This is a genomic window from Lapillicoccus sp., assembly GCF_025353065.1.
Classification (GTDB): domain Bacteria; phylum Actinomycetota; class Actinomycetes; order Actinomycetales; family Dermatophilaceae; genus Lapillicoccus.
On record NZ_JANXRJ010000128.1, the window covers coordinates 1 to 4,166 of the forward strand.

General features: G+C 66.9%; 4 protein-coding genes and 3 pseudogenes. All 7 read left to right on the plus strand.

Annotated features, from left to right (window positions below):
• Positions 1-581 precede the first annotated feature (581 nt).
• Positions 582-761 (plus strand): hypothetical protein, encoded by a 180-nt coding sequence (locus Q0R63_RS10515; RefSeq protein ID WP_295697053.1) that lies wholly within the window; start codon positions 582-584, stop codon positions 759-761.
• A gap of 158 nt (positions 762-919) precedes the next feature.
• On the plus strand, positions 920-1,603 hold the full coding sequence (locus Q0R63_RS10520; RefSeq protein ID WP_295697054.1) for a cytochrome b N-terminal domain-containing protein: 684 nt from the start codon (positions 920-922) through the stop codon (positions 1,601-1,603).
• Positions 1,600-2,793 carry a hypothetical protein gene (locus Q0R63_RS10525; protein ID WP_295697056.1) on the plus strand — a complete coding sequence of 398 codons (1,194 nt, stop codon included), beginning with the start codon at positions 1,600-1,602 and terminating at the stop codon, positions 2,791-2,793. The genes Q0R63_RS10520 and Q0R63_RS10525 overlap by 4 nt, the downstream gene beginning before the upstream one ends.
• Before the next feature lie 15 nt (positions 2,794-2,808).
• A pseudogene (locus Q0R63_RS10530) lies at positions 2,809-2,977 on the plus strand (ISAzo13 family transposase); the annotation flags it as partial.
• Between the two features lie 72 nt (positions 2,978-3,049).
• Positions 3,050-3,244: pseudogene (locus Q0R63_RS10535) on the plus strand (DUF998 domain-containing protein); the annotation flags it as partial.
• 101 nt (positions 3,245-3,345) lie between these two features.
• The gene (locus Q0R63_RS10540; protein WP_295697058.1) at positions 3,346-3,522 is read left to right on the plus strand and encodes a DUF2188 domain-containing protein; all 177 of its coding nucleotides are present in this window, start codon (positions 3,346-3,348) and stop codon (positions 3,520-3,522) included.
• 62 nt (positions 3,523-3,584) lie between these two features.
• A pseudogene (locus Q0R63_RS10545) lies at positions 3,585-4,166 on the plus strand (transposase); the annotation flags it as partial.

Genomic DNA, 4,166 nt, shown 5'->3' on the forward strand with positions numbered 1-4,166 from the left:
GCCCTCCCGCGGCCCGACCGCGTTTTCGACCGGCGACTCATCGCCCGAACTACCCACCGCACCAACCGGGGCACTGTGACCCATCGATCCTCCTCAAGCTCGAGCCCTAGCCTCATTACAGACTGAGTACTCGCGTCTCAACGAAGTCTGTCAGGTAGGGAGGCGTCAACAGCGGTTCACTCACGTTCACCCGTCCGGCCTTCCCCTTGCCTGTAACCCCTGGATGGAACAGGGACCCTTGGGCTTCTCCCTCGAGCTTCGCACCCCGCCCTTACGGGCAGCGCACGTCGAGGTGGGGACGGGCCACAGAACACTCACCCGGGTTACGTCATCAACGTCACCGCCGACCTCCAATCAACGCGCCACTCGACGCATGCGACCTCGTGTCGCACCACTGGCGAGGTGCCTTCCACTCGAGACTTCTGAACCCTAGACAAGTCCAGTATGTCGTGTGCGACAGGCACTTTCGCGTTTCCACAGCCGATGTCAGGTCACAACCCGTGAACGATCGAGGCTAGAGTGACGCTCGGGGTGGCAGGGCGTTGCAGGGTTTTCACTTTTCCGAAGCTCAGGAGGCGTTTGTGGTCAGTCAACTGTGGGGCCCGTTGATCAACCTGACGGGCGACGGGGGCTACCTGGCGTGGACCATCGGGGGGTGGTTCGTGATGAAGTACGCCAACGTTGTGCTGTTCGTCATCATCGCGGTCCTCTTCCTCGGCGGGATGTTCATCACCCTCCCCGAGCAGAAAGGGTCGCCGTGACCAGCAACGCTGCGCCTCCGGATTCTCGGGCGGATCCTGTGACGGATACCGGGGGTGACGAGTCGTTCTCCTGGACCGAACCCTCGCCGTGGGTTCGGGCGTGGCTGGTCCGTAACCTTCCGCTGCGCCGGTTACTCCCGGACAACGAACCGGCGTACGTGTCCTCGGTGCTGTACACGATGGGTGTGCTGACCCTGGGCGCGTTCCTGGTCACCCTCGCCAGCGGGGTGGTCCTGGCGGTCGGTGGCGTGCAGTGGTGGCACACCAGCTCGTTCGGCGGGTTCATGAACAGCGTCCACTTCTGGGGGGTGCAGGCCTTCTTCCTGTTTATGGCGGTCCATGCCCTGTTCACCTTCTTCGTGATGGGGTGGCGAGGTGGGCGCGGGTTCACATGGGTGACCGGGGTGCTGTCCTTCCTCCTTGCCCTGGTGACAGCGTTCACCGGGTTCTTGATGCTGACCAACTGGGACAGCCAGTACATCGCCCAGCAAGCCAAAGACGCCTTCAACGCCATGGGTATCGGTGCGGTGTGGAACGTCATGGACGTGGGCCAGCAGTTCACGATGCACGTCGTGGTCACCGCGGGGCTGCTGGGGTTCGTGGTGCTGGTGCACCTGGGTCTGATCCGCCGGCGGGGTGTCGCCCCCCCACCCGGGCAGGAACACCTCGAAGTAGCCGACGACGCCTCCGCCCACCAGGGCGGTCACCGGTCCGTGTCGGCGACGGGAACCTCGGCGACGGGAACTTCGGCGACCGGAACTTCGGTGACGGGGACCCCGGAACCGGCGGCGTCGGGGCCAGCGTTGTCGGGGCCGGCGCCCCGTGAGGGGAGCCGGACATGAGCAGGAGAGTGTCTAAGCACCCGATCCGGCACTGGACTGGCCCCGAACGGAAATACGACCTGATCTTCGAGGGCACCGTCGGCGTCGTCATCGTCGCGGTCCTCGTCGTGGCCGCCTCGATCATCTTCGGTTCCGCCAACGGCGGCCTCACCTACCCCGGTGGCCCCCCCTCACCGGCGGGGGCGGCGTTCACGGCTACCTACTGGGCGACCTCGCCGACGACCGACGACAAGGGCCACCTCGACCCGAACGGCGGCGCCGCCGACTTCGCCGCCGCGGTCGTCACCGAACTCGACGGGTCCTCCGCTACCGCCGGCTACGGCCCCCCCTACAACGAGACCCCCGGGGCCGCCCAGGCCATCGGGCATGTCTCCCTGGCCGGCGCCGCCCACACCATCTTCGGGCTCACTCAGCCGATCAACACCGCCAACGACTTCGTCCTCGCACCCCTGAGCCAGATCGTCGCCCCGTACAACCCCACCGTCGCCGCCGCCCTCGCGCAGTACACCGCGGCAGGCGGCAGCCGCACCGAGGGCGTGGCCGCCGACCAGCTGGACTCCGACCAGCAAACCACCTGGCTCAAGGCCTACACCGATGCCTTAGCCAAGGGAACGATCGAGAACGGCACGATCACCGTGGCCCCCGGTAACTACGGCCCCGTCCCCGCCCTGGTGCAGGCCGAGCTCACCATCGCCCGCAACGGCTCCCTCGACGGCTACCTCCACGGCGGGCCCGCCCAGATCAACACCAACCCCTACAAGGCCACCATGTTCTACAGCGACGGGACCCTCTGGAAAACCGTGGCGAGCGGGCAGGGCCTGACCGGGGATCAATGGGGCGTCATGAACGAGCTGTGGAACTACCCCGGCCAGTTCTGGCTCATCCTCTACGCGATCCCCTACCACATCCCGGCGATCGCCAGCTCAGCCTCCGCCGACCTCTGGGTCGGCACCCTTATCGTCATCCTCGGGATGCTGCTGCAGCTCCTACTGCCATGGGTCCCCGGACTGCGCGACATCCCGCGGCTGATCCCGTTCTACAAGATCATCTACCGCGGATACTACGAAAAACATCCACCCCGACCACCCACACCCGCTCACCCCCACGCCCCGAACACCGCCGCCCCCGACCAGCCACAACCGACGGCAGCCTCGGCCGCCACCGTGGAGCGAGGCGGACGCCCGTCCTGACAACGGCGTGACATGAACTGGCGCGGCACACCGCTGACCAGCCACCAAGCCGTCGTCAACATCATCGGAGCGGTCACCACCACCACCGGCGGACCACGAGTACCCCACCGGCATCCGGATCAGTGACGCCGAAACAGACGCCCTACCCATCCACCGCCACGACTGGCACGGCGAGTGGAACTACCGATGCACCCCGAAACCGACACACCCGAAACCAACTAGATCAATTCGTCACAAACCCTAAGACCCGGTCCGCTCCTTGGTCAGCAGTCTCGCTGCCGGCGACGCTCCCGACCGCTGGATCATGACGCTGGCCCTGTTCGTGACGGGGCTCGCCCTGGTGGTCACCGCGGTCGGCCTGCGCCCCGCCGACGGCGCGGGCCGGGGCCTGCTCTGGGTCGGCGGCGTCGCCACCCTCGCCGGCGCGTGGATCCCCAACACCAGCACCTGACCGGGCAGTCCCATCAGTCCCCTCAGTCACGGCGGGACGTTCGGCACTGCTCTTCGTGGTGGGCCCGGGCCCAGACTTCCCTGATGGCGTTGTTTTTTCGTGTGATCGAGCTGGGCGACGACCGGTGGGCCTGCCGGCACGGCCGGCTGGAGTACGACACCCACCCACAAATGGATCAGGCCATCGACCACATCACCGCCCTTGCCGCCGACCATCGACCCGCCGAGCTGTTCCTGCACCGCCGGGACGGCAGCGTCGCACGCCTGGGCACCCTCTAGGACGCTGCTGAATAAGGCGTGTCGTCCTGGTCGCGCGGGTCGGGGTTGGGATCATGTTGGGTATGCAGGGTCGTGCGCTTGATGAGCGTGAGCTTCTGGATGCTGAGTCGGTCGCAGGGCATCTGATCGACAAGGGAAGCGTGTTCGGGTTTGTTGGCCGAGCAGCGGCGGGTGTTGTTCCCGGAGGCGATGTTCGCTGATCTGTTCCCGACCCGGTTGGGTCGTCCGTCGGTGCCGGCGGATGTCGCGGCGTCGGTGATGGTGTTGCAGTCGTTGCATGGGCTCTCGGACAGGGAGGCGATGGCGGCGGTGCGCACGGATCTGCGGTGGAAGGTCGCGTGTGGCCTGCCGGTCGGGCATGGCGGGTTCGACCCGTCGACGTTGACGTACTGGCGTAAGCGGTTGGCGGGGAGCGCGGCGCCGCATCGGATCTTCGACGCGGTCAAGGCGGTGGTGGCCGAGACGGGCGTGTTGACGGGGAAGAACCGGCGGGCCCTGGACTCGACCGCGTTGGATGATGCGGTCGCGACGCAGGACACCGTGACGCAGCTGGTCGCGGTGATCCGTAAGGTCGTCCGGCAGGTTCCCGGCGCGGGCGAGGTCGTCGCGACCGTGTGCACGGCGCATGACTACGACGACCCGGG

What these genes read in the sequence shown, in the direction of transcription:
- Q0R63_RS10525 (WP_295697056.1), top strand. Translation starts at nt 1,600, where the DNA reads ATGAGCAGGAGAGTGTCTAAGCACCCGATCCGGCACTGGACTGGCCCC.